Origin of the sequence: Candidatus Symbiopectobacterium sp., assembly GCF_020054415.1 — a bacterium.
Classification (GTDB): Bacteria; Pseudomonadota; Gammaproteobacteria; order Enterobacterales; family Enterobacteriaceae; genus Symbiopectobacterium.
Genome location: NZ_JAHWCO010000221.1, coordinates 1 through 1,412, shown reverse-complemented (window position 1 = coordinate 1,412; position 1,412 = coordinate 1). Strand labels below are relative to the sequence as shown.

The following is a 1,412-nucleotide window of genomic DNA, read 5'->3' as shown; positions in this document are numbered from 1 at the left end:
TGCGTAGACATAAAGGCTGCGGATTCCCTTGACGTAAAATCAGTATGTTAAATCCAGAGCGTGGTGATGCATCCCGGAGCGATCAGCATTTTAATCCAAAACAGGCGTGTCACAACAGCATTATTCCCTATTATTCAACAATAGCCGCTGACGGGTTGTCTCAACCTTGTCTGGTTTTCACTTTACTACCACCCCGACACACGTTTTACCGATGTTTACTCCGCCTATCGCACCGCCGGGCATGCCGCGATTCTCGGTGCATTTATTCTGTTAGCCGCATGCCACTTACCACATAAAAACCAACCTATCCTGCAAGTTGGCTCCTTGGCAGTTTGCATCATGACGCTGGCTTATGTGCTGTTTCAGGCTTTGTTGAATAATAGGTAATCATGCTGTTTTTCCATGCAAGTTTTGGTTGAAAATGCTTGTCATCTCAGGTGTACACTTTTCTCATGAGGCCTAACTGCATGATTTTACGTTGCGAGGATCCGTCGTTTCGCTGGGCTGCCGGCATAAAATCTATTTATTCAACAAAGCCGCTGTTTCAGTCCGTTTTTCACGACATGCACCGTGTGAGCCTGATCTTTGGTCCGGCAACCAGCGCAGCCTATTTTATGACGTTTATCGGTGCCTTGAGTGCACAGGCATTACTCACGCTCACTGTGCGCTATAAATATTATCTCTATTTACTCCATTTCTTGCTGGTAACCAGTGCCATCATCCTGACCCAGACACGGGCGGCCATTTTTGTTTATCCCCTGATTGGGGCGATGATCCTGTTATCAGAAGTACGTCACAATAAACGTAAATTGCTTAAGGGCGTGCTGGGCTCCCTCGTAACGCTAACGCTCTGCATTGCGCTGTTCCACGACACAATCCATAAACACGCCAACGATTTGATCAATGACATGCGCAGCTACAGCCAGAGTAACAGTCAAACCTCGGTAGGCGCACGGTTTGCCATGGTGCAATCCTGCATGGACGCAGGGCTTGTTGCGCCGTTCGGACAATCCGCCGAACAGCGCGCGGCACATATCACCGCCTTCGCACAGCAGACACCAGCCATGAAGGGGGCGCTGGGTTACCTGAATGTGCATATTCATAACGATGTCATTGAAGCTTTTTCACTGAAAGGCTGGCACGGTGCACTACTGATTATTTTGTTTTATGTCGCGCTCTCTTATTTTTCGATTTTTGTGCTGCGTAGCCACTTCTCCATTGCGCTGTTATTTGCCTTACTTATGGGCTTTGTTGAATAAATCAGAACTTGTAACGACTGCGCCCCATACGGGTCGATTGTTACGTGATGCGGATACTGTTCGGCATTCCTAATAGCGTGATCCGGTTAAGCGCTTTGACCATGGCCATGGCTTCACCCACCTGAGCATCGTAGTCTCTCAGACTTAGATGAC

Annotated in this window: 2 protein-coding genes and 1 pseudogene; 2 read left to right on the top strand and 1 reads right to left on the bottom strand. The window is 48.2% G+C overall.

The genetic code is table 11. From position 1 onward, the window contains the following. The first annotated feature begins 44 nt into the window (after positions 1-44). Positions 45-296: a hypothetical protein gene (locus QZ506_RS06500; RefSeq protein WP_291969910.1), complete on the top strand. Its 252-nt coding sequence runs from the start codon at positions 45-47 to the stop codon at positions 294-296. A 171-nt stretch (positions 297-467) separates the two neighbouring features. Then, entirely contained in the window at positions 468-1,259 is a 792-nt protein-coding gene (locus QZ506_RS06495; RefSeq protein ID WP_291969908.1) for an O-antigen ligase, read from the top strand. A 40-nt stretch (positions 1,260-1,299) separates the two neighbouring features. Here the strand turns inward: QZ506_RS06495 and QZ506_RS06490 are convergent. Further along, positions 1,300-1,412 (bottom strand): annotated as a pseudogene (locus QZ506_RS06490) (IS5/IS1182 family transposase); the annotation flags it as partial.